At 68.7% G+C, this 23042-nt stretch carries 23 protein-coding genes and 2 pseudogenes; 10 read left to right on the top strand and 15 right to left on the bottom strand.

Features of this window, described 5'->3' with window-relative positions; genetic code table 11:
• Positions 1-20 precede the first annotated feature (20 nt).
• The 8 genes from IT882_RS01230 (at position 21) to radA (ending at position 9346) form a co-directional block, all read left to right on the top strand.
• On the top strand, positions 21-1034 hold the full coding sequence (locus IT882_RS01230) for a BMP family lipoprotein (RefSeq protein WP_195692827.1): 1014 nt from the start codon (positions 21-23) through the stop codon (positions 1032-1034).
• Positions 1031-2605 carry an ATP-binding cassette domain-containing protein gene (locus IT882_RS01225; protein WP_195692826.1) on the top strand — a complete coding sequence of 525 codons (1575 nt, stop codon included), beginning with the start codon at positions 1031-1033 and terminating at the stop codon, positions 2603-2605. The genes IT882_RS01230 and IT882_RS01225 overlap by 4 nt, the downstream gene beginning before the upstream one ends.
• Positions 2602-4422: an adenine deaminase C-terminal domain-containing protein gene (locus tag IT882_RS01220; protein ID WP_195692825.1), complete on the top strand. Its 1821-nt coding sequence runs from the start codon at positions 2602-2604 to the stop codon at positions 4420-4422. The genes IT882_RS01225 and IT882_RS01220 overlap by 4 nt, the downstream gene beginning before the upstream one ends.
• Positions 4419-5549, top strand: coding sequence for an ABC transporter permease (locus IT882_RS01215; RefSeq protein ID WP_195692824.1), 1131 nt, complete (start codon positions 4419-4421; stop codon positions 5547-5549). The genes IT882_RS01220 and IT882_RS01215 overlap by 4 nt, the downstream gene beginning before the upstream one ends.
• A complete protein-coding gene (locus IT882_RS01210; RefSeq protein WP_195692823.1) occupies positions 5546-6496 on the top strand; it encodes an ABC transporter permease in 951 nt (316 codons plus the stop codon). The genes IT882_RS01215 and IT882_RS01210 overlap by 4 nt, the downstream gene beginning before the upstream one ends.
• A gap of 25 nt (positions 6497-6521) precedes the next feature.
• On the top strand, positions 6522-6734 hold the full coding sequence (locus IT882_RS16165; protein ID WP_229382225.1) for a hypothetical protein: 213 nt from the start codon (positions 6522-6524) through the stop codon (positions 6732-6734).
• Positions 6731-7639 carry an acyl-CoA dehydrogenase family protein gene (locus IT882_RS01205; RefSeq protein WP_229382224.1) on the top strand — a complete coding sequence of 303 codons (909 nt, stop codon included), beginning with the start codon at positions 6731-6733 and terminating at the stop codon, positions 7637-7639. The genes IT882_RS16165 and IT882_RS01205 overlap by 4 nt, the downstream gene beginning before the upstream one ends.
• Positions 7640-7957: 318 nt before the next feature.
• A complete protein-coding gene (gene radA / locus IT882_RS01200; RefSeq protein ID WP_195692822.1) occupies positions 7958-9346 on the top strand; it encodes a DNA repair protein RadA in 1389 nt (462 codons plus the stop codon).
• Between the two features lie 12 nt (positions 9347-9358).
• Here the strand turns inward: radA and IT882_RS01195 are convergent, their stop codons facing one another.
• The 13 genes and pseudogenes from IT882_RS01195 to mftA all read right to left on the bottom strand — a co-directional run bounded on the left by IT882_RS01195 (position 9359) and on the right by mftA (position 19423).
• The gene (locus IT882_RS01195; protein ID WP_195692821.1) at positions 9359-9772 is read right to left on the bottom strand and encodes a dehydrogenase; all 414 of its coding nucleotides are present in this window, start codon (positions 9770-9772) and stop codon (positions 9359-9361) included.
• Positions 9773-9797: 25 nt separating this feature from the next.
• Positions 9798-10892 carry a mycofactocin biosynthesis glycosyltransferase MftF gene (gene mftF / locus IT882_RS01190; protein ID WP_229382428.1) on the bottom strand — a complete coding sequence of 365 codons (1095 nt, stop codon included), beginning with the start codon at positions 10890-10892 and terminating at the stop codon, positions 9798-9800.
• A 483-nt stretch (positions 10893-11375) separates the two neighbouring features.
• On the bottom strand, positions 11376-11939 hold the full coding sequence (gene mftE / locus IT882_RS01185) for a mycofactocin biosynthesis peptidyl-dipeptidase MftE (protein ID WP_229382223.1): 564 nt from the start codon (positions 11937-11939) through the stop codon (positions 11376-11378).
• 7 nt (positions 11940-11946) lie between these two features.
• The gene (locus IT882_RS16160) at positions 11947-12609 is read right to left on the bottom strand and encodes an alpha-hydroxy-acid oxidizing protein (RefSeq protein ID WP_229382222.1); all 663 of its coding nucleotides are present in this window, start codon (positions 12607-12609) and stop codon (positions 11947-11949) included.
• A gap of 41 nt (positions 12610-12650) precedes the next feature.
• Positions 12651-13205, bottom strand: a pseudogene (locus IT882_RS17020) (alpha-hydroxy-acid oxidizing protein); the annotation flags it as partial.
• Between the two features lie 81 nt (positions 13206-13286).
• The gene (locus IT882_RS01175) at positions 13287-13958 is read right to left on the bottom strand and encodes a VWA domain-containing protein (protein ID WP_229382221.1); all 672 of its coding nucleotides are present in this window, start codon (positions 13956-13958) and stop codon (positions 13287-13289) included.
• Between the two features lie 257 nt (positions 13959-14215).
• Positions 14216-14992: pseudogene (locus IT882_RS01170) on the bottom strand (AAA family ATPase); the annotation flags it as partial.
• Positions 14993-15167: 175 nt separating this feature from the next.
• The gene (locus tag IT882_RS01165) at positions 15168-16001 is read right to left on the bottom strand and encodes a mycofactocin-coupled SDR family oxidoreductase (protein ID WP_195692820.1); all 834 of its coding nucleotides are present in this window, start codon (positions 15999-16001) and stop codon (positions 15168-15170) included.
• A gap of 33 nt (positions 16002-16034) precedes the next feature.
• Positions 16035-16847: a mycofactocin-coupled SDR family oxidoreductase gene (locus tag IT882_RS01160; protein WP_195692819.1), complete on the bottom strand. Its 813-nt coding sequence runs from the start codon at positions 16845-16847 to the stop codon at positions 16035-16037.
• Between the two features lie 16 nt (positions 16848-16863).
• On the bottom strand, positions 16864-17673 hold the full coding sequence (locus IT882_RS01155) for a mycofactocin-coupled SDR family oxidoreductase (protein ID WP_195692818.1): 810 nt from the start codon (positions 17671-17673) through the stop codon (positions 16864-16866).
• Positions 17674-17740: 67 nt separating this feature from the next.
• Positions 17741-19027, bottom strand: a complete 1287-nt coding sequence (mftC, locus tag IT882_RS01150; protein ID WP_195692817.1) for a mycofactocin radical SAM maturase — start codon at positions 19025-19027, stop codon at positions 17741-17743.
• Positions 19024-19290, bottom strand: a complete 267-nt coding sequence (mftB, locus tag IT882_RS01145) for a mycofactocin biosynthesis chaperone MftB (protein ID WP_195692816.1) — start codon at positions 19288-19290, stop codon at positions 19024-19026. The genes mftC and mftB overlap by 4 nt, the downstream gene beginning before the upstream one ends.
• A 22-nt stretch (positions 19291-19312) precedes the next feature.
• Entirely contained in the window at positions 19313-19423 is a 111-nt protein-coding gene (mftA, locus tag IT882_RS01140; RefSeq protein ID WP_195692815.1) for a mycofactocin precursor MftA, read from the bottom strand.
• Between the two features lie 124 nt (positions 19424-19547).
• On the opposite strand from mftA, the gene mftR reads away from it, so the two are divergent.
• Together mftR and IT882_RS01130 are read left to right on the top strand one after the other, a co-directional pair.
• Complete coding sequence (gene mftR / locus IT882_RS01135) at positions 19548-20123, top strand: mycofactocin system transcriptional regulator (RefSeq protein ID WP_229382220.1); 576 nt, start codon at positions 19548-19550, stop codon at positions 20121-20123.
• Positions 20120-21679: a GMC family oxidoreductase N-terminal domain-containing protein gene (locus IT882_RS01130; protein WP_229382219.1), complete on the top strand. Its 1560-nt coding sequence runs from the start codon at positions 20120-20122 to the stop codon at positions 21677-21679. Before mftR ends, IT882_RS01130 begins: the two co-directional genes overlap by 4 nt.
• 33 nt (positions 21680-21712) lie before the next feature.
• Here the strand turns inward: IT882_RS01130 and IT882_RS01125 are convergent, their stop codons facing one another.
• Both IT882_RS01125 and IT882_RS01120 read right to left on the bottom strand, forming a co-directional pair.
• Positions 21713-22396, bottom strand: coding sequence for a hypothetical protein (locus IT882_RS01125; protein ID WP_195692813.1), 684 nt, complete (start codon positions 22394-22396; stop codon positions 21713-21715).
• Positions 22397-22487: 91 nt separating this feature from the next.
• A complete protein-coding gene (locus IT882_RS01120) occupies positions 22488-22994 on the bottom strand; it encodes an amino-acid N-acetyltransferase (RefSeq protein WP_195692812.1) in 507 nt (168 codons plus the stop codon).
• Positions 22995-23042 lie beyond the last annotated feature (48 nt).

Raw genomic sequence — 23042 nt, 5'->3', positions numbered from 1 at the left:
CGCTCCCGAAAGGACACAGCATGCGCATCTCCCGCTCCCTCGCGTTCATCGCGACCGCCGCGACCGCCGCGGTCGTGCTCGCCGGATGCTCCGGCTCGACCGAGCCCGCGGCATCCGACGAGCCCGCCTCCGACGTCATCACCGTCGGTGCCCTCACCCCCGGAAACGCAAACGACGGCGCGTTCAACCAGGCCCTCGCCGACGCCCTCGCCGAGCTCGAGGACGAAGGCCTCATCACGTACGAACTGCGCGAGCAGATGGCCGACCCCGCCGAGAGCGAGCCGGTGATCGCCGACTTCGCGAGCCAGGGCGTCGACCTCATCATCGGACACGGGATCGAGCTGGGCGACGCGATCTTCTCGGTCGCCGAGGACTTCCCGGACGTTTCGTTCACCGCATCGGGCGGTGCCGACATCCTCGAGAAGTACACCGACAACGTCGAGACCTGGACGTACGACGTCGCGCAGGTCGGCTATCTGTCGGGCTACATCGCTGGGCTCACGCAACTCTCTCCGGTGGGACGCGTCGAGAGCATGGAGCTGGACTTCGTCGTTGCGACTGACGCCTTCTTCCAGCAAGGCGTGACCGCAGCAAACCCGGCCGCCGAGCTGCTCCCGGTGGTCTACGCCGGAAGCTTCGATGACGCCGAGGCTGCCGCATCCGCCACCACAGGCCTCATCGGCCAGGGAGCGCAGGTGGTCTATACGACCGGTGACGGAATCGCCGCCGGTGTCGGCGCTGCCGCCGCTGAGGCCGGTGTTCCCACGGTCGGCGTCTCACCTGCCGCCGGCGAAGAGGCTCTCTCGGTGAACGTGTCCACCGTGGATCTCGACATGTATCCGATCGTCAAGGCGTGGGTCGAAGAGGTCGCGGCCGGCGAGTTCGGCGGCAAGGGTGTGGTCTCGACGCTGCAGAACGGCGGCCTTGCCTACCAGGAGATCAACGACGTCGACGGCACGATCCCCGCGGATGTCGCGACGAAGGTCGAGGAGCTCATCGCGGGCCTCACCGACGGAAGCATCACGATCTCTTGACCAGCACCCCCGCCCTCGAGACCGACCGGGCCGTGATGGCTCGGTCGGTCTCGAAGACCTTTGGCACCACGCGCGCCCTCGACGCCGTGGACATTCTCGTGCGCCCCGGAACGGTTCACGCCCTCGTCGGCGAGAACGGTGCCGGCAAGTCCACACTCGCCAAGATCCTCGCGGGGATCGAGGCCCCGGATGCCGGCACCATGACCATCGGGGATACCGCCTACGCTCCGCGCGACCGTGCCGAGGCCAAGGCGCGCGGCGTGAACATGGTTCCGCAGCACCTGAGCCTGGTCGGAGAGCTCTCGCTCCTCGACAATTTCCTGCTCGTCAGTCCCCGACGTCTTCTCCGACGCCGCGCCGCCCACGCCCTTCTCTCCCACACACTCGAACGCGCCGAGGTCGATGTCGACCTCACCGTCCCCACGCGCAGCCTGACCCAAGCACACCGGCAACTCGGTGAGATCGTCGTCGCTCTCGCCGAGGGTGCGACGACTCTCATCTTGGACGAGCCCACGGCGAGCCTCGGCCCGCGAGAAGTCGGCGGCCTGTTCACCCACCTGCGATCGCTGTGTGAGAGTGGCACCGCAATCGTCCTCATCACTCATCGCCTCGAGGAGGTCGGGGCCGTCGCCGACGATGTCTCGGTGCTCTCGCACGGCAGGCTCGTGCATCACGGTCCCGCCGCAGACCTCAGCCCGCAGCGGGTTGCTCGGCTCATGGTCGGAGAGCTGCCCCCGCCTGCCGAGCGCGCACTCCGCAGCCCGGGAGATCCGGTGATCTCCCTCCGCGAGGTCACCGCGGTTTCCACCGCGGATGCCGATCTCGACGCCGTCAGCCTCGAGGTGCGCGCGGGAGAGATCGTCGGCGTCGCAGGAGTCGCGGGAAGCGGCCAGAACACGCTCATGGATGTGCTCGCGGGATTGACTGCCCCGCAGCATGGCTCGTTCCGAATCGACGACCTCGACGCACCGCGCGCCGTGGACCTCCTCGCTCGTGGCGTCGCCTGGATCCCCGAGGAGCGCAGCGACGGCCTCGTCCCGACCCTCAGTCTCGGAGATACCCTCTCGCTCTACGACACCGCCGCGAAGCCGGGAGCGTCGCGCTCGAAGCCCCGTCGGGTCGGCGAGCGCCCGGATGCCGCTGCGACCCTCCGCGCGTTCGACGTGCGCCCCGCCATTCCTACCCTCGCCGCTGGCGGCCTCTCGGGCGGGAACCAGCAGAAGCTCTTGGTCTCTCGGGAGCTCGGTGCCGAGCCGCCGCGCGTCGTGCTGGCCTACGGTCCGACGCAGGGCTTGGACCTGCGCGCCGCGCAGTCGATCCGCGAGCGGCTCGTCGCGGCGGCCGAAGCGGGCGCAGCGGTGCTCGTGGCATCGCACGACCTCGAAGAACTCCTCCACCTCGCCGACCGCGTCGTCGTGATGTTCTCCGGCCGGATCGCTGGCGAATGGCCGATCAGCGAGGTCACGACCGACAAGGTCGGTGCAGCCATGGCAGGCCTGACTGCCGCCGCATCCCCCGGCGCCGCAACCCCCGGCGCCGCAACCGCCACCACCGCAAAGGAACCGTCGTGACCGAGCTGAGCAGTCTGGTCCCCACGACCGAGGAACTCGTGCGCGTGCGCGCCGTTGCAACGGGGAACGAGGTTCCCGATCTGATCGTTCGCGGCGGGCTCGTGCAATCTCCGGGCACCGAGGAGTGGCTCGAACGGGACGTTGTCATCAGCGGGCGACACATCGCCACCCTCACGCCGTGGGGTCACATGCGCGAAGCGCGGCGCGAGATCAACGCATCCGGCAGCTACGTGGTTCCGGGCTTCATCGACGCGCATCTGCACATCGAATACACGAACCTCACCCCGGGTGAACTCGCTCGCCTCTCGGTCTCCCGCGGCACGACGACCGTCCTGGTCGACCCCAACGGCGCGGCGAACGTCTGGGGGGCGGACGGCATGGACTTCATGCTCTCCACCCGCACGCCGCTGCACATCTTCCAGCAGGTGTCGCCGACCACCCCGGGAGCACCTCACCTCGAACTCGGCGGCGCCGTCATCCCCGAAGAGACCGTCCGCGCCCGGCTGTGGGATGACGTGACAGCCACGCTCGGTGAGACGAACCCGTTCGACTACAGCGAGCGCTCGACGGGGCGGTTCCGCGAGGCGCTGGCGGCGCGGCGCCGGATGACGGGTCACACCGCCGCGCAGACCCACGAGTCGCTCTGGGGGTACCTTGCTGCGGGGATCAGCGACGACCACAACGCGTCGACTGTCGATGAGGTGCTCGAGCGCACACGGCTCGGGGCGATGATCACGATCATGGCTTCGTCGCTCACCGACAACACGCCGCAGCTGTTCAGCGACCTCGACGCGATCGCGCCGGCACTCCGGAGCCTGTGCTTCTGCGCCGACGACAAGCACGCCCTCGACCTGTCGACCGAGGGCCACATCGACCACCACATCCGCCAAGCCATCCGTTTCGGTGTGGATCCGCAGCTGGCTTACCGGATGGCAACGACCCAGCCGGCGCAGTACTACCGGATCGACCAGGTGCTCGGCATCCTCGCTCCCTCACGCCTGGCCGACCTGCAGATCATTCCGGATCTTGCCGAGGTCCGACCTTCGCACGTGATCATTGCCGGGGAGGTGCAGGCCGAGGAAGGCGCGCCCCTGTTCACCAACACCGACGAGCTTCCCGCGTGGACCCTCGACACCGTGCATCTTCCGGCCGAGCTTCCGGCTGACATCTTCGCGTTGACCGCCCCCGAGGGCGCCGAGCAGGTCCGGGTGCGTGCGATGGAGATGTACAACGGCTACTTCAAGCGGGAGTTCGAAGCGAGCCTGGAGGTCGTGGACGGCCAGGTCAGTTCCGACGCCGAAGCCGACGTCTTGAAGATCGCCGTCATCGATCGTCACCACGGAACTGCCGAGACCGGCATCGGATTCGTGCGCGGATTCGGGCTGTCACGCGGGGCGGTGGCGATCACCATGAACTGCCCCAACATGAACGTCGCGGTGGTCGGCGCTGATGACACGTCCATGCGACTGGCTGTCGAGGAGCTCGCCCGCATGGGCGGCGGCTTTGTCACCGTCGCTGACGGCGAGGTCGTCGGGCGCGTGCCGCTGCCCGTCGGCGGGATGATGAGCGCTGCGCCCTGGCAGCAGACTGCCGAAGCGCTTGCTGCAGGTCACGCCGCCACAGCGGCGCTCGGATGCCGCATCCCCTCGCCCTACATCATCCTGTCGTTCGTCGGTCTCTATGTCGTGCCCGACCTCGGGCTGACCGAGCGTGGTCTCATCGACGCCGCGACGCAGTCGTTCGTCGACGTGCTCCTTCCCGGTCCGGCCGGCGCCTGCGGTCACACCCACCCACCTCGCGATGAGGCGCACCCGTGAGCGGCCGACGGCGCGGGTGGGTGCTTGCAGGCGCCGTTGTCGTCGCGGTCCTCGCTGTCGCAACGGCGCTCATCCTGCTCGCGGGGGCCGACCCACTGACCGGTCTGCAGGGGCTCGTCGCCGGGGTATCGAGCTCTCCGTATCGTGTCGGGGAGTTGCTCGTGGGGGCGGCGCCGATCGCGATCGTCGCCCTCACACTGATTCCCGCGTTACGCGCCGGTGTCTTCTCCGTCGGCGCTGAAGGCCAGGTGATTCTCGGTGCGATCTTCGCCACCGCAGCAACGCTCGGCACAGCCAACCTGTTCGGCGAGGGCGTTCCTGCGCCGGTGTACTGGGTGATCGGGATGGTCTCGGGCGCCCTCGGCGGCGCGGCCTTCGCACTGCTCCCGGCCTGGCTCGCCGAGCGCTGGCACGTGAATGTCATCCTGTCGACCCTGCTGCTGAACTACGTCGCGGCCGGCTTTCTCGGCTGGACACTGCGCACCTGGCTGGCAAGCGGTGAGAACACTGCCACTCCGCAGAGCGAACAACTCCCCGAGGCCTCCGCCCTGCCCGACCTGATTCCCGGCACGCGCGCGCACATTGGTGTGCTCCTGATCATCGTGGTCGCCGTCCTCTTCGAGTGGTGGCGCCGCACCTCGCAGGCCACCCGCATCGGCGTTTTCGCCGAACGCCCGCGCCTGGCCCTGCGGCTGGGCACCACCCGCGCCAGCACCCTGTACGGCACGATGCTCGTCTCGGGCGCCGGCGCGGGCGTCGTCGGCTGGTTGCAGGTGGCGGGCGTCAACGAGCGTCTCTTCAACTCCGTGTCGGGCGGTGTCGGGTTCTCGGGACTTGCCGTCGCTCTCCTCGGCGCGCTCCTCCCCGGCGGCATCCTCCTGGCTGCCCTGTTCTTCTCGGCGCTGACCGCGGGAGCTCTCGGCATCCAGTCGGCGACGGGAACCGTACCGTCCTCGATCGCCGACGTCATCAAGGGCGTCCTGCTGCTCGGGGTCGCCGCGGTCGCCGGTGTCACGGCACGGTCGGGCGGAGCGCGGCCCGCCGCTGCACCTCCGTTGACGGATGTCGCGTCCGTCACGCCCGACGGCGAACCGACCCCGGCCTCGACAGCGGAGGAGCGGTCATGAGCATCGAGCTATGGGCCTCGATCCTGGCCGGAGCGATCGTGCTCGCAACACCCCTCGTCATCGCCGGGATCGGCGAAGGGTTCGTGGAGCGGGCAGGCCGACTGAATCTCGGTATCGAGGGGATGATGATCCTCGGGGCGTTCGTCGCGGTGTTCGTCGCGAGCTTCGCGGGGATCGTCGCAGGCCTTGCCGCGGCGGTGGTCACCGGACTCGTCCTGGCCGCCCTCATGAACCTCATCGTCTACCGGCTCGGCGCGAATGAGATCGTCGTGGGTCTCGCGATCACGATGCTCGGCCTCGGACTGTCGACCTACCTCTACCAACTGTGGGTTCCGGCCGGTCAGACCAACGTTTCAGTGCCGACGGCGCCGAAGGTGGACCTCGGGCCCCTCACCGACATCCCACTCATCGGACCTGCTCTCTTCGGGCAAAGCCCCCTGGTCTACGGCGCCCTCGTGCTCGCCGTCGCTGCGTGGGCCGTCTTCCGGTTCACCCGCTTCGGCCTCCAGGTACGTGCTGTCGGCTCCGACCCGGTCTCGGCGGCTCTCCGAGGCGTCCGCCCGAGACAGATCGGAGCCCGGACTCTGCTCATCGGCGGAGCGCTGGCAGGACTGGCAGGCAGTGTCATCACTCTCGGCTCGATCGGCGCCTTCAGCCCCGACATCACCGCCGGGCGCGGCTACATCGTCCTGGCCATCGTGATCATGGGGCGCATGACGCCCGTCGGCATCGCGATCGGGGCGTTGCTGTTCGGATTCCTCCAGAGCTTCTCGTTGCTCGCGCAGGCCACCGCCATCCAGCTTCCGAGCGAGCTCTACCAAACCTTCCCGTATGCCGTCACCCTCATCGTTCTCGTGCTCACGTCTCGGGCAGCGCTGCGGCGCCACCTCGGTCGGCACGTGCGCCCCCGTGCGAGCCGCAACCAGGCTCGAACCCTCCCCGCCTGACCTCTTCCGACCGAAGGGAAAACCCATGCTCACCCGACACTCCCCGTTCGCCGTCCCCGCCGCCGAGCAGGACTGGATAGACACCGTCACCGCGCTCGCTCAGGAGTTCGGAGCCACGGTCGCCGCGGATGACCGCGATGCTCGGCTGCCGATCGAGCACCTGCACACCCTGTCCGACTCGGGGCTCGATGCCGCATTCCTCCCCCGGAACACGGTGGGCAGGGTCTTTCTTACGTGACCCTGGCGCACACGGTCCGCATCCTGGCCTCCCACCACCCTGCCGTGGCCACCGTATGGCTCATGCACATCGGCGCCGCTCACGCGCTCGTGACGATGTCGGCACCCGACCAGGCGGCGTTCTTCGCGGCCGAGCTGCGCGCGGGCAAGCGATTCGTCAACGCGCTCTCCGAGCCCGCAGGCGGCAGGTTCTTCCTCGCGCCCCAGCAGAACGCGACCCCTGTCGGCGAGGATTGGGCACTCACCGGCCGCAAGGTGTTCGTCTCGGGCTCGGAAGCTGCCGACCACATGCTGGTCAACACGAGCATCGACGGAGCCCCGGCCTTCTTCGGAGTGTCGGTCGACGAGAGCATCAGTTTCCCGCCCATCGACGAGACTGTCGGCATGCGAGCCACGCGCAGCCGCACCGTGCTGTTCGAGAACACGCCGCTGCTGGCATCTCGTCGCTGCGGCTTCCCGCCAGCTGACTACGCCAACCTCATCACTGTCGGTTTCGGCATGCTCTCCATCGGTATCGCCGAGTCGGCGATGGATGCCTACGCCGCCTCGGCCCGCAAGAGCAAGGGCGGCGCCCCCTCTGCGTCTGAGAACCAGTGGGTTCAGATGGAAACCGGCATGCTGTGGACGCAGCTGCAGGCGGCGCGCCTGTTCGCGGAGCGCGTCGCGTGGCTCGCGGACGAGCGTTCGGAAGAAGCCATGCCGGCCGCCGCGGAGTCGAAGATGCTCGCGAACGAGGTGGCGAAGCAGGCCGCGGCCGAGGCGCTCCGCATCGGCGGCGGCGGAAGCTACCTGCTGAGCTCGCCCATTCAGCGGATCTTCCGCGACGCGCAGGCCGGAGCTCTCATGGCCTACTCGGTGCCGTTGACCCAGCAGGCCGTCGGCGAAGCAGTCCTGACCGCCGGCTGACCCCCGGCATCCATCGCCGGCGTCCGTGGCTAACTCCTCAAGAGCGACACCATCTCCGCATGAAACGCCAACCTTCCGGCGCCGCCGCCGTCGAGAGCGAGGAGTTAGCTGCGGGTCGCGTGGCACCAGGCTGATCGCCGCAGGCACCGACCAGTCCCCGCCAGCCACCGCCACAGTCCGTGGCTAACTCCTCAAAGCCGCCGATTTCGGCGCTCCGGCACTGCCTTTCGGCCTGCACTCCGGCCGGATCTGAGGAGTTAGCCACACGGCAGGGCGTGCCCGGGCGGTGGTGTCGGATGCCGCGACTAGCCTGATCGCATGGCCAAACGTCCGACGACCACCGCCCCGTTCCGGTGCACCGAGTGCGGGTGGACGACGGCCAAGTGGGTCGGACGGTGCGGCGAATGCCAGCAGTGGGGCACCGTCGTCGAAGCCGCCGAACAGACCGGGATCGTTCGGACGCTCGCCCCCGCGACGCCGAGCGCAGAGCGTGCAGCTCAGCCGATCACGCGGGTGTCGGCATCCGATGCTCCCCGCCGCACGACCGGCATCGGTGAGTTCGACCGCGTCCTCGGCGGTGGGCTCGTACCCGGCGCGGCGATCCTGCTCTCCGGCGAGCCGGGCGTCGGCAAGTCAACGCTCCTGCTGGATGTCGCGGCACACTCCGCGGCATCCGGTCACCGTGTGCTCTACGCGAGCGCGGAGGAGTCGGTCGCGCAGGTCAGGCTTCGGGCGTCACGCACGGGGGCCCTGCACGACGAGCTGTATCTCGCGAGCGAGACCGACCTGGCCACGATCCTCGGCAACGTCGATGAGGTGCAGCCGAGCCTCCTGATCGTCGACTCGGTGCAGACCGTCTCGTCGGCGATGCACGAAGGCGCGGCGGGCCACCCGTCGCAGGTGCGAGAGGTCGCGTCGACCCTCATTCGCGTGGCGAAGGACCGAGGCCTGCCCGTCATCATCGTCGGACACGTCACGAAGGACGGCTCGATCGCCGGGCCCCGCATCCTGGAGCACCTGGTCGACGTCGTCTGCCACTTCGAGGGCGACCGGCAGAGTTCGCTGCGCTTCGTCCGGGCGCTCAAGAATCGGTTCGGGCCCACCGATGAGGTCGGCTGCTTCGATATGACAGGCGACGGCATCCAGGAGGTCGCCGATCCCAGCGCCCTCTTCCTCGGACACGGAGACCCGGTCGCGGGCACATGCGTCACGATTGCGATGGAGGGGCGCCGGGCGCTCCCCGTCGAAGTCCAGGCTCTGACGATCAAGACCTCAGCGCCCAACCCGCGCCGCATTGTCAACGGCGTCGAGGCGTCACGGGTGGCGATGGTCCTGGCCGTGCTCGAACGCCGCGCTGGCGTTGTCGTCAGTGACCATGACGTGTACGTCTCAACGGTCGGTGGGGTGCGCCTGGTCGAGCCCGCGGCAGACCTCGCGATCGCGGTGGCCGTGGCCAACGCCGTCAGCGAGACAGCTCTTGCCAAGGGAACGGCGGCCATTGGCGAGCTGAGTCTGGCAGGTGAGGTCCGGCCGGTGATGCAGGCCGCACAGCGGCGCGCCGAGGCAGAACGGCTCGGCTATCGGACGGTGGTCGACGCCGGATCGAAGAACCTCCGCGGGGCACTCGGCGACCTCAGTCTCCACGCCGTGCGACCGGGGCGACGCCGAGAATCGAGCAGCAGGCCCGACGACGAGCCGGGCTTCTAGCAGCCCGCGGCGTCAGTCCTCGACACGGACCTCGAGCGCTGCCAGCACGTCGACGGGGCTCGCCTGCATCGGATGCGGGCCTGCGAGGTCGAAGAAGACCGTCGTGATCTCGTCGCGGTGCACCTCGAGGAACGTCATGAGGCTGGCCGGCGGCATCAGCGCGACCGCTGGCGGAAGCGTCGCGGGCTTGTTCGCGGCATCGCTGAACAGCAGCAGAGCGACCTGACCGGTGTTCGGGTCGCGGAACGTCCACACCTCCCCGACATCCAGCGGATTGTCGCGCTGACCTGGCTTCATGAGCGGCACGATCGTCGGACCGTGCCTCAGCGCGAACGCGACAGCAGCCATGTCCTGCGTCTGGAGCGCGTCAGCGAGCTGCGCGTTGCGAAACTCCACCGGCGGCTTTCCTCGCTTCTTCCCGGCCATCCCTCCAGCGTAGTTCGCGGACGCCTCAGCGTTCCCTCGCTTTCGCCGAGCGCGAGCGGTCGGTCCGGACGATCGCGAGCAGCAGTGCACGGAAGGAGCGAGCGCGCAGGCTCGACCACCACACCCCGGCACCGTAGGAGAGATCGTCGAGGCGCCGCGCGACTCCGAATCGCACCGGGTCCAGACCCGGCCGCAGCCGCGCGTACTCCCAGGCGGCATCCGCGACCGCTGCCAGCACGGTCGCGCGACGGATACGCCGCGACACCAGGGAGCCGACGATAGCGAGCGGCCACCAGTGCCGCACGAACAGGGCGATGCCCTGGGCGGTCGCGGCGAGCAGCCCATCGCGGACAAGACGCAGCGACTCACGCCACGGATGACGCAGATGCGGGAGCTTCCCAGCGATCCGGACGACGACCACGCCGACGGTGACGGCGATCACCGGCGCAGACCACCGCCGCTGCGAGACCGCGGCAACGAGGACGAGAACGCTCCAGGGAGCGAGCACGACCGGCGCGACGTTGCGTGGATGACGAGCCGCAAGCGGCTGCGCACCGGTGCCGTAGAAGAATTTCCGGGCCAGCCAGGTACTCGGCGCGGTGCGATGCTCGTGCTGCGCCACCGCCGCGGGTTCGAAGCGCGCTCGAGAGCCGGACTCGACCAGTCGCCAGACGAAGTCGACATCCTCGCCGGCACGCAGCGCCGGGTCGAAACCGTCGCCCAGCCGATCCGCGCGGACGATGACGCAGGTCGTGGGCACCCACGAGACACGGGTGAACGGCTTGACCGGTGCGGTCTCGGCGCCGAGGTCCAGCGACGACCGCGCATCCTCGTACCGACTGATCCACGTCGAACCCGAATCTCTCACACCCGTGATGCGCGGCGCAGCAAGCGCAAGCTGCGGATCGGCGAAGTGTCGAAGAAGGAGGGGGAGGCAGTCCGGCTCGAGGACGACATCCGTGTCGATGAAAGCGATGAACTCGGTGCGCGCCGCCGCAGCCCCAGTGTTGCGCGCGGCAGCGGGGCCGAGGTTGGTCGCGTGCACGAGCAGCCGCGCGTCGGCGGCGGCCACGGTCGCCGCGACAGCAGCGGGGTCGTCGGAGCCATCGTCGACGACGATGACCTCGGCGAGACCCTGGGAAGGCTCACAAGGAGGCGCGCGAGCAGGCGCGCCCGGTCTTTCGTGGGGATCACCACCGACAGTCGCGAGAGCTCGACCGGCGGCAGACGCGTCACGATCGGATCGGCCAGGCCGTTCTCCAGCAGGTACTCCGCCAGGGAGCGCGATGCCGCGTCGGCGACCACCACGACGCCATCGGCGACGAGGGCACGGGCAGCCGGAGCCAGGCGCGCGACACGCGCAGGCGCACCCCCGACCAGCACCGCCCCGTCGTCGATGACCCGGGTGTGGCGGCCGATCCGGACCGCGAAGCCGTCAGGAAGGGTCATTGCTGCTCCGCCTGCGCCCGCTGCCACGCGCGGTCGCACATCTGAGCCAGCAGGTCCGCACCCTCGCGCGCGCTCGCTCCCGTCGGGTCTCCCAGCACACCGCTGGGCGAGACCCCCGCAACTCCCCGTTCCCGCAGTGCCGGCAGGATCTCCGTCAGAGGGCGGTCCTCCCCTTCGCCGCTCGCTCGAGGCGCACCGCCGCGGCATCCAGATGCAACATGACGGATGTCTCGGTTCTGCCCGCGTGCGCGTCAGACCCCGGCACCCCGCAGGGAATCCAGGTCACGTCGCGGCCCTCGCCGCGCAGGAGCGTCACGGCGCTCGTGACCGCGTCGAGGTTGCCGCCGTGCCCGTTCACGAACACGAGGCGGTCGGACCATTCGCTGACGGACCGGCCGATCTCGACGATCACCTGGCGCAGGGCATCCGTGCCGATCGAGATCGTCCCCGCGAACCCGGCGTGCTCGCCACTGGCTCCGAAGGACACCACGGGGGCGACGCTCGCGTCGCGGCCGGTGGCACGCCACCGTCGCACCAGGTCCTCGCTGACCGCTACCGCGATGCGGGCATCCACATCCAGCGGAAGGTGCGGGCCGTGCTGCTCGGTCGATCCGAGGGGAACGACCAGGATGCCGCCCGCCTCCTGCCACGTCCGGGACGTCAGTCGAGGGGCACCACCGGTCGAGACAACCGGCTCGGCGGAGCGGGGGGAATCCATCCTGCCATCATGCCGTCGTCGCCGAGGATCCGCCCTTGCTCGAGGCTGCCGGGCGCCTGCGGGGACGTGGCGCGGCTACGGGAGCGCCGAGCGTGCGCGTGAACTCCGGCGGAATCCACAGATCTGCCGGCGAGAGCTCGGAGATCGAGGAGTGCCCGAGACCGAGCACCGCGGAGTCGAGCCCCATCCGCATCAGGTCCAGGACGTTCTCCACGCCGGTCTGACCGTTCGCGGCCAGTCCCCACAGGTAGGCGCGGCCGATCATGACGGCACGCGCTCCCAGCGCCAACGCTTTAGCGACATCGCCACCGCGTCGGACCCCACCATCGAGCAGCACCTCCACCTGACTGCCGACGGCCTCGGCGATCGGCTGGAGACACCGGATCGTCGCGGGCGTCGTATCGAGGTTGTTCCCGCCGTGGTTGGACACCGAGATCGCGTGGACCCCGATGTCGACGGCGCGCTTGGCGTCGTCGACGCGGGTAATGCCCTTAAGCAGGAACGGGCCGCCCCACTCCTTGCGGAGCCACTCAACGTCCTCCCACGAGGGCGGCTCGGTCTGCATCCACTCGTAGTAGGCACCGAAGAACGTGGGCGCAGCACCGTCCGGGGCTGCAGGTTCGGGGCCGTGAGATCGGGCAAGCCACTCCGCAGGAAGTCGAGGGTCCACCCCGGTCGACGGACGGCCTCAGGTGCGAAGGTGACCATCGACTTCAGGTCGAGCTTCTCCGGAATCGAAGGGCTTCCCCAGTCCCGTCCGACCGAGAACGACCAGTCGAGGGTGGCGATGAGAGCTTTCGCGCCGGCGGCGCGAGCCCGGTCCATGCGCTGGATCATCTGCTCTTTCGAGCCGGTCCAGTACAGCTGATAGAAGGTGTTGGGGTTGGCGTCGACGACCTGCTCCACCGGCTTGCTCGCGAACGAACTGAGCCCCATGATCGTGCCGCGAGCGGCGGCGGCGCGGGCCACGGCCACCTCGCCCTCGGGGTCAACCGCTTGCACCCCGGTCGGCGAGATCAGCACCGGAAGCGAGATCGGGATGCCGAGCACTGTCGTGGACAGATCCCGCTCGGGCTGATGACCCGCCACGTGCGGCGCGAACTCCAGCTCTGCGAACGCATCGGTGTTATCCCTCGGCGTCGTGCCGCGCTCGGATCCGGCGACCAGCGCCGCGTACACCGACGGCGGAAGCCGCTTCTTGGCGCGGCGCTGGGCTTCCAGCACCGTCTCGAACCACGGGTTCTGTCGCCATGGCCACCAGCTCATCTGTCCTCCTCTTTCCCTCGCGAGCTCAACGGCCCGCGAAGATCTCGCTCACGGCCGGCGCAACATCCCGGTATCCGTGGATCACGCGGCACAGGCCGCGCCCCTGGGCCGCGAGTTCGCGGCCCAGTTCGATGTCCTTCTCGCCCGAGGCATCCAGCAGCACGTCCAGTCGAGGCAGACGCGCCGCGAGCGGCCGCGGATCGGGCCCGGCGTTGTGCACGCAGTCCGAGAGCAGCAGCACCCGCGCATCGCGAGCGGGAACCCGCGCCAGCTGCTGATGGGCAAGCTCCAGGGGAAGGCGACGTTCGTGAGCCCCTGGGCGGGAAGCCGCAGGATCTCGTCGAGAAGCTCCATAGGCTTCACCGTCGCGCCCAGCCGCAGCAAGATCGCCGCATCCGACCAGAACGCGATGACCGCGAGGGCGTCGGAGCGCAGCTCCGACGAGACGGCACCCACCGTCGCCGCCGCGGTCTTGACGCGCTCGCCCCGCATCGATCCCGAGACATCCACCAGCAGCACGACCGAGCGCGTCGTACGCATCCGTTCGCGCACGACGATGTCGTCGTCGTCGGGGACCGGATGCTCGGCCAGCACCTCGATCGTGCGGTCGAGGTCGATCTCGTCGGAGCCACCCCGGTACGGGGCGCTCACCAGATCGCCGATCCCCCGCCGCCGCGTCACATCCCGGCGTGCCCGGCGCAGCGACAGACGTGAGGCGATCTGTCGGGCGAGGGCACGCACCGACGGATCCACCGTCGCGTGCTCCCGGGGGTGAGCACCAGTTCCGCGACTTCGTCGGTTTGCCCCGGCGCCGTCGCCCCGCGGGTCGATGTGCCCGCGCGGGGTTTGCCTCCCGTCGCGCGCAGAATCGTCCCGCTGCCCGATCCTGTCGCATCGAACACGGTCGGCGCTTCGTCGAGCTTCTTCGGGACGCGCCGCAGCGGCACCCCCGTCGTGGTCGAAGTGCGCCGGCGTCCGCTCGCGAGCGGCGTGTCGGCGGCCACATCCCTTCATCCGGGCGCCGCCTTGTGCGGGTCCAGCACGAAGCGATCCTCCCAGATCTCGCGCAGCACGGCCTCGGGCGTTCGCTCGGCAGATTCGTCGAGGTGGATGCGGCCCGACAGCGCCACGATCATGGCGTCGAAGTACAGCTCGGGGTAGCCCTCGGCATCCGGGGCCTCGAGGCCTCGGAGCTCGGAGAGGCGTCCCGCGACCAGGACGGTGTCGATCGCGCCCCGCACACTCGATCCCTGCCGCAGGTCGGGGTGCTCTCGGGTGGCGCGGGTGACCGCAACGGCGTCGGCGATCATCCGCTCACCGAGGGCGCCGGATGCTCCCGTGCGCAGCGCAACGATGCGCTCCTCCTCCGCGGGCGACTGGTAGTCCACCGCGAGGCGGTTGAGACGGTCGTGCACGCTGGTCGAGAGCCGCGTCGTTCCGACGTTGTCATACGGGTTCATGGAGGCGATGACCCGGAAGGTCGGCAGCGCCTCGATCCGGCCGACCCGCGGCACGGTGATGGAGCGGTCGGCCATCGCCGTCAGCAGGGTGTTGAGGGTGTCTTCGGGTGCGCGGTTGAACTCCTCGATGTACAAGAAGCCGCCCTGCTGCATGGCTTCCAGGAGCGGGCCGGGCACGAAGTTGTCCGGGGAGTAGTCCTCCCGCAGCACCCGTGCCGGGTTGTGGTGGCCAACGAGCTTCGCCGGTGTCAGGTCGGCGTTTCCCTCCACGAACAGCAGGGGGATGCCCCACTCGTCGCTGATGGCGCGCAGGATCGTCGTCTTGCTCGTACCCGGGGGCCTTCCAGAATGATGTCGCGCCCGGCGGCCACGGCCGCGAGCGTGAGTTCCAGCTCACGCTCGCGGCCGACCAGACGCGCGCCGATGCGCGCACGGTTCTCGCGGAGAGTCTCCGCGTCCTCCACGGCGGACAGTGCGGGCATCGTCATGTCGTCCCTTTCGGCTACTTCACCGCAGCGCCGGCATCGACCGGAAGCGCCACACCGGTGATGTAGCGAGCCTCGTCGGATGCCAGGAACAGCAGCGCGTTGGAGATGTCGACGGCTTCGACCCACGGGATCGGCAGAGCGTTCATCTGGATGGCCGCGTCCGCGAAGTCCTGCTTGCCCGGGTTCTCGAGGTCCGGGCGGAACAGCCGGTAGATCGCGTCGTTTTGCACCATGTCGGTGTCAACGGTGGTGGGACAGATCGCGTTGACGCGGATCATGTCGCGTGCGAGCTCGAGCGCGAGCGTGCGCATGAGCCCGATGACCCCGTGCTTGGCGGAGACATAGTGCGAGATGTTCTCGTAGGCGAAGAGCCCCGCATCCGAGCTGGTGAGAACGACCGAGCCGCCCCTCCCGCCGGCCTTCAGGTGCGGAATCGAGGCGCGGACGGCCCGCCACACGCCGGAGAGGTTGATGTCGAGCATGTCCGACCACTCGTCATCCGGGATGTCCTCTGACCTGTTCGGCCGACCCGAGATGCCCGCGTTGGCCGAGACGATGTCGAGGCGCCCCAGCTGCGCGACGCCGTCATCGACGGCTTTCTGCACCTGCGCCATGTCGCGCACATCGGCCTTGGTCGCGATGATGCGTCGGTCGAGTGCCTCGACCTGGCGGACGGTCTCGGCCAGATCCTCCTCGGTTGCCGGGTCATACGGAACCGCATTGATCGGCTCACAGACGTCGATCGCGATGATGTCCGCGCCCTCCTGCGCCAGCCGGATCGCGTGAGCGCGACCCTGTCCACGGGCGGCTCCGGTGATAAAGGCGACCTTGCCTTCTACTCTTCCCATGATGGTTCTCCTTCCGTCGTTCTTGGTGAGGGGTCAGCGCTTGTTGAGGAAGCCGGCGTCCACGGGCAACGTCACGCCCGTGACGTAGCGCCCGGCATCCGAGACGAGGAACAAAATCGCGTTGGACAGATCCACCGGCTCGATCATCGGCACCGGAAGGGCGTTGGCCATCGCATTGCTCAGTAGCGGGTCGCTCTGCAAGAACTCCTGCATCACGTCGTTGACGACCATGGGCGTGTTCACGCCGGTCGGGTGAATCGTGTTGACCCGGATGCTGTGCTCGGCGAGCTGGTTGGCATACGAGCGCATGAGTCCCACGACACCGTGCTTCGCCGCGGTATACCCGAGCCCACCGGGTGCGCTCCCGCCGATACCGGCGAGTCCCGCCGTCGAGCTGGTCAGGACGATCGCCCCGCCGCCTCGATCGATGAGTGCCTGCTTGGACACCTCCACGGTCTGATACACGCCGGTGAGGTTGACGTCGACGACGTCGAACCACTCCTGGCGGGTCGGATGCATGGACAGCGGCGCGATCCCGGCGTTAGCCAGCACGATGTCGACGCCGCCGAGGAGGGCGACGCCGCCGTCGAACGCCGCCTGCAGCGCCTCGCGATCACGCACGTCGGCCTGCACCGCGTGGATGCGGCGGTCGAGCGCTTCGACCTGTTTGACGGTCTCGGCGAGATCCTCTGGCGTGGCCATCGGATAGGGGACCGAGTCGATCTGCGCGGCGATGTCGACCGCGATGATGTCTGCGCCCTCTTGGGCCAGACGGACGGCGTGCGAGCGTCCTTGCCCACGCGCGGCTCCAGTGATGAAGGCAACCTTGCCTTCGAGGACTCCCATGATGATTCCTTCCTTCTCAGTACTCGGTGTTGCCCGCGTCGACCGTCATCGAAAGCGCAGTGACGTAGCGGGCCTCGTCACTGGCCAGGAAGAGGACCGCGTTGGACTGGTCCCGCGGGTCCGTGGCCTGGATGGGCAGCATGTTCGCGAGCATTCCGCCCAGCGCCGGGTTCTTCTCCAGCAGCGGAGGGTAGGCGGCGCCCATCTGCCCCATCGGCGTATCCACACCCGTCGGGTGGAGTGTATTGACTCGGATGTTGTGCTGGGCGAGCTCGGCGGCGAACGCCTTGCCCATGCCGGTGACGCCGAACTTCGACGCGACGTAGGGCATGAGGAAGGGCAGCCCCTTCAGCCCGGCGGCCGAACTCGTCATGATGATCGACCCACCACCTGACGCGATGACGTGCGGCGCGGCCAGCTGCACGGTATTGAACACGCCGGTGAGATTGGTCGAGACGACCTCGTTCCAGATCTCGGGTGTGACCTCATCCCAGGGCGCGATGATGCAGATCCCCGCGTTGGCCACGATGATGTCGAGCCTGCCCAGCTCGGCGACACCGGCGTCGATGGCAGCCTTGAACGCATCGCGGTCGCGAACGTCGGCCTTCGTGGCAATGATCCGGCGGTCGAGCGCCTCGACCTGGCGGACGGTCTCGGCGAGATCCTCCTCGGTCGCGGGCGGATACTGCAGGTTCGGGACGGGGGCGCACAGGTCGACGGCGATGATGTCGGCGCCTTCCTCTGCCAGGCGGAGCGCGTGGCTCCGACCTTGACCGCGCGCTGCTCCGGTGATGAGGGCGACCTTGCCCTCGACTCTTCCAGCCATCGATGTACCTTTCGTTGGGCGCACGAAACCACCGCGACCGCGGCGCGGCCGTCGACGAGGCATGGTTTCAGGCGGTGTGGGAGCGGATACCTCCCGGAAGATCGGCACCCTCGTGGGTGTCGGTCGACGTGGGGTCGAACCCGGCGAGCGGGCTCTCAGCGCAGGCACTCACGGGCGGCGCGGCGATCTCGTCGCGTCGCCGGATCGTCACACGCACCGGGCGGGGCCGGGGCGGTGAGGTGAGATGCGAGTGGTCTTGCGACGGCTGGGGAACGCCGCCGTTCTTGTTCTTGAGAGCTTCTTCACCGAAGCCCCGGACGCACTCAGGATCGGGACCGTCGAGCGGGAGGCCCGTGAAGAACTTCGCGGCCATGCAGCCGCCCTTGCAGGAGTCGAAGAACTGACACGAGGAGCACGCGCCCCCCGATTGGGGCTCGCGCAGGCGGGTGAACAGATCCGACTCCCGCCACACCGACGCGAAGCCCGCGTCGCGGACGTTGCCGGCGAGGAACTCGTCGTGAATCGCAAACGGGCACGCGTAGACATCCCCGATCGGATCGATGAGGCACACGACCCGACCAGCGCCGCACAGGTTCAGCCCGGGAAGCGAGGAGCCATACGCCGACAGGTGGAAGAAGGAGTCGCCGGTCAGGACCTCGTCGCCATGGCGGACCAGCCAGTCATAGAGTTCCCGCTGCTGCTCGCGCGTGGGGTGCAGGTCGTCCCACACGTCAGCACCGCGGCCGGAGGGACGCAGGCGGGTCAGCCGCAACTGGGCGCCGTATCGGTCAGCGATCGCTTTGAACTCGTCGAGCTGCCCGATGTTGGTGCGGGTGCAGACGACGGAGAGTTTGAAGCCGCGCATCCCGGCATCCGAAAGATTCTGCATCGCGCGCAGCGCCGTCTCATACGAGCGGGGGCCACGAATGTGGTCGTTGACCTCGGCAGTCGCCCCATCGAGCGAGATCTGCACGTCGACGTAGTCGTTCGCTGCCAGTCGAGCCGCGACCTCCGGGGTGATCTTCACGCCGTTGGTGGAGAACTTCACACCGACGTGGTGAGCGGTCGCGTAGTCGACGAGCTCCCAGAAGTCGGAGCGGACAGTCGGCTCGCCACCGCCGATGTTGACGTAGAAGACCTGCATCCGCTCAAGTTCGTCGATGACCGACTTACACTCGTCGGTGCTCAACTCGCGCGGGTCTCGCCTGCCGGAACTGGACAGGCAGTGCACGCACGAGAGGTTGCACGCGTAGGTGAGTTCCCACGTCAGGCAGATGGGGGCGTCCAGTCCCCGCTCGAAGTGGTCAACGAGCCGAAGCGGGCGGGCGGGCGGGGCATCGGAAACGAGAGTCATGCCGTCCTCTGTTCGATCATCGCCGAGTCGGCGAGCGTCTCGAGGGCACCGAGGTACCGCTCGCGGTCATGCGCGTCGAGGCCCACGGCGTCGCACGCTTCATCGAGCGAGTCGACGACGTCAAGACGTTCGACGAGCTCCAACAGCGTCCGGTCCTTCAGGAACGAGAGCTTTCGCGTTCCGAAGTGATAGAGCAGTGCGCCGAACGGCTCGGGACGTACGGACACCTGGGGGCTCAGCCGCCAGGGAATGTCGCGATCCATGATCTGGCCAGGCGGCGCGCGATCAGTAGACCCCGCACATCCCGTCGATCGACACTTCTTCGACGAGCGAATCGGACTCGATCACTGTCTGCTCCGAGGTGGTGACTTCAGGTGCGGTCTTCGTGGGCTCCATGGGATGCTCCTCCTGGGTGTTTCGACACGTCCTTGGCGAAACCTTCGTCGTGGCCGATACTAATGACACTCAGTGCCGAATGGAAGAGCCAATGGGGAAAACGCAGGTGAACGAGCGTCCGCGCATGGGCCGCGCACCGGCCACGACCCATGGCGAGCTCAGCCACATCGCCGTCGCGCTGTTCCTCGAGCGCGGATTCGAGGAGACGACCGTCGACGACATCGTCGAGGCCGCGGGGATCGGCAGGCGCACGTTCTTCCGCTACTTCCGCTCCAAGAACGACCTGCCCTGGGGCGACTTCGATCGCCTTCTCGATCAGATGCGTGGGCACCTCGCTGCTCTCCCCACCGACCTCCCGCTCCGCGACGCGCTGCGCCTGGCGGTCATCGAGTTCAACCGGTTCCCCACGGATGAGATCCCTGTCCACCGCGAGCGCATGTGGCTCCTGCTGAATGTGCCGACGCTGATGGCCCACTCCACGCTCCGCTACGCCGAATGGCGGCAGGTCATCGCCGAGTTCGTCGCGGAGCGGCTCCATCAGTCGGCCGATTCCCTCGAGCCTCAGGCGATCGCCTGGGCGTGTCTCGGCCTGTCGATCGCCTCCTACGAGCAGTGGTTGAGCCACGAGGATGCCGATCTTCTCCTCCTCATCGACGAAGCCTTTCGCCGCGCCAGCGCGACGTGGGGGGCGCAATCGTGACGACGATCATCGTCGGAGCCGGAACCTCGGGCTGCGTGCTGGCGGCACGGCTGGCCGAGGACCCCGCCCGCCAGGTAATCCTCATCGAAGCGGGCGGGATCGAGATCCCGCCTGAGCTTCGTGATGCGTCGAGCATCCAGGGCGCGATGCCGGGGCATCCGGCGAACTGGTCCTTCCTCGGGCATCTCACCCCCGAGCTGGCCTACACCGTCGTGCGCGGGAAAGTCCTGGGCGGATCGAGCACGGTCAACGGCGCGTACTTCGTCCGCGCGCGCCGCACTGACCACGACCGGTGGGCATCGGTCGGCGGGGCCCGCTGGAGCTACGAGCAAGCACTGCCGATCTGGCGATCTATCGAGTCCGACCACGACTTCCCCGACTCCGACCTTCACGGAAACTCCGGCCCGGTGCCGGTGAGTCGGGCAACTCCCGGCACCCTGGCGCTCGCGTTCCGCGCAGCGGCTGCAGGTCGCGGACATCGCGACGAGCCGGACAAGAACGGCAGCCAGGCGCCGGGGGTCGGGCCTGTGCCCTCCAACGTCGCGGACGGGGTGCGGGTCAACACCGGGATGTCGTACCTCCCGGCCTCGCGCCGGCCCGGGAACGTGCGCCTTCAGGCTGGCACGCAGGTCGGGCGCATCCTGTTCGATCGCTCGCGCGCGGTCGGGGTCGAAACCTCCCGTGGCGTCGTGCGCGGGGACGAGATCGTGCTCGCGGCGGGCGCCATCGGCTCCGCCCGCATCCTCCTGACATCGGGCATCGGGACTCCCGAGGACCTGGAACGGCTCGGTATCCGGGTGCACTCAGACGTCCCGGTTGGTGCCGCCTTCTCCGACCACCCCGACATCTCGCTCTCCTGGCAGCCCGAAGCCCCCTCGTTCGACCCCGCGGAACGCGTTGCCTTCCCCGAGGCACTCAACCTCGACTCGGGGGACCACCCGGACGGGGACCTCGAGCTGCTGCTGTCGGTCAAACCTCTCGGTTACCTGCTCACGGGCTCCCTGCGGCTGCGCGACGGGGTGGCGGCCGGCCTGCGTCACCCGCTCCGCGTGCTTCGCGCGGTAGCCGGGATCTCTCGCCGCAGAGCGGCGGCGCAGCTTGCCCACCGGGATGATCTCCCGCTCATCGTCGGGCTGCAGGCGCCCGCCGGTCGCGGGACTCTCGCCCTTCAGGATGCAGATCCGTCTGCCGCGCCCCGAATCGACTACCGCTACCTGGAGGAGGAGACCGATCGCGCGCGCATGCGCACCGGCATCCGCGAGGCGGTTGCACTCGTCGAGGCCATGGGTGGTCGGGCGACCGAAGTCGCGGCATCCGATCTCGACGACGACGCGACGTTGGATGCCTGGATGCGGAGCCACCTCGGCACCGCGATCCACATGTGCGGGACGGCCCCGATGGGCCCGGTCGTGGACGGCGCCGGTCGCGTGCACGGTGTGGAAGGCCTCCGCGTTGCCGACACGTCGATCCTTCCGATGGTTCCGGTGCGGGGGCCCGCAGCGTCGGCAGTCCTGGTCGGCGAACTCGTCGCTCGCGCCATGCGCGACGGTGACTGACCCGCGATTGCCCGCGGGAGCCGCCGGGACAGCTCAGTAGAGGAAGAACTGCTTCGTCTGGCTCGAGGCAACGCCGCCGATCTCGACGGCGAGGTGATATGACGCGCCGCCCCCACCCGCGACGGGACGAGACTCCGAGTCGCACGTGCTGACGGAAGAGCGGGTCCGGTCCCACGTCAGCGGCGTCGCGCTCTCCACGCTCTGACCAGCGTCGAGCGTCACGATCATGTCGCTTGGGTCGGTCTGACAGTCGGTCGAGCGCCACCAGGTGTCGCTGCCGCTCGTGATCGTGAATGACTGGGTCGTGGTTCCGACGTTGATCGTGCACGCGGCATCGGTGGTGTTCGTCAGCCGAATCGACAACTGCGGATTCTGACCCGAGCCGTACTCGTCCTGATCGGTAAGGGCTTCGACCGTCACGTCGCCGCGCGTGCACGTTGGCGGCGCAGTCTCCAGCGGCCCGGGTTCCGTCGTCGCCGCGGCGTCGGCTGTCGGGGAATCCGACGGCGTCGGCGTTGACGCACTCGGGCTCGGAGCGGCGGATGACGTTCGTGTCGGCTTGGGGTCGGCATCCGACTGCGCGGCACTCGACCACGGCTGAGCAACGAACAGCCAGACGACCACGGCGATGATCGCAATCAACGCAAGGAGCACGACGAGTCGTCGACGCCGATAGACGCCCGGGGACGGGCGGCGGCGCGGCGGCTGGGAACTCATGCCTCCAGGGTAGGCGGCACATCCGGCGACCCCGGCTCGGCGCGCCCGTCGTCGCCTGAGGAGCGAGCGCGGGCGCAGGCGCGGGAAGGCGTCAGCCGAACGTCTTCAGCATCCGGGTGTTGCCGAGCGTATTGGGTTTCACATGCGCGAGGTCGAGGAACTCGGCGACGCCCTCATCAGGGGAGCGGATGAGCTGAGAGTAGACATCCGGATCAACGACCTGTTCACCGATGACCTCGAAGCCGCGCGCCGAGAAGAACTCCACCTCGAAGGTGAGGCAGAACAGTCGCCGCAGCCCGAGCGCGCGTGCGTTCTCCTCCAGGCGATCGACGATCGCTCGGCCGACACCGTGATGCAACCACTCGTCGGCGACGATGAGAGTGCGGATCTCACCGAGGTCGTCCCACATGACGTGCAGCGCGCCGCATCCGACGAGTCGACCGTTCGCGTCTTCAGCGACGGTGAACTGCTGGACCGACTCGAACAGCACGACGAGGTCCTTGCCGAGGAGCACGCGCCGCTGCACCCAGGGTTCCAGCAGGGCCTGGATGCCCCGCACGTCCGCCGTGCGGGCGGCGCGGACGGTGAACTCGGTCATCCCCCCAGCCTAGAGCGCGAAAACTCCGAGGACTCTTCCAGCCACGAG

This window comes from Microbacterium schleiferi, from assembly GCF_015565955.1.
Lineage (GTDB): Bacteria > Actinomycetota > Actinomycetes > Actinomycetales > Microbacteriaceae > Microbacterium > Microbacterium schleiferi_A.
This window is presented reverse-complemented; position numbering and strand designations above follow the sequence as displayed.